This window comes from Ferrovum myxofaciens (assembly GCF_000735045.1).
Lineage (GTDB): Bacteria > Pseudomonadota > Gammaproteobacteria > Burkholderiales > Ferrovaceae > Ferrovum > Ferrovum myxofaciens.
On sequence record NZ_JPOQ01000624.1, the window covers coordinates 1 to 253 of the forward strand.

A 253-nucleotide genomic window follows, 5' to 3' on the forward strand; every position below is an offset into this window, starting at 1 on the left:
AACCAGCTATGCCCTGGCGAGTAATCCCGTCCTTTATTGCGGAGCATGTACGTAATCGTACAAGATATGATGTCACCCGAGCCATCTTGGAATTTTTAATACTCACTGCGGCACGTTCAGGTGAAGCGAGGGGAATGACGTGGGCTGAAGTGGATTTGAATTCTGCAATTTGGACAATTCCCGCCGAGAGGATGAAAGCCGAACAGCAACACCGAGTACCAATATCGAGTCGGGCACTCGAAATCCTCAGAAA

General features: G+C 49.0%; 1 protein-coding gene. It reads left to right on the forward strand.

Annotation, left to right across the window (positions count from 1 at the left end):
- Window positions 1–253: tyrosine-type recombinase/integrase (locus IV91_RS17710; protein ID WP_150112545.1), on the forward strand; the 253-nt coding region annotated here is incomplete at both ends.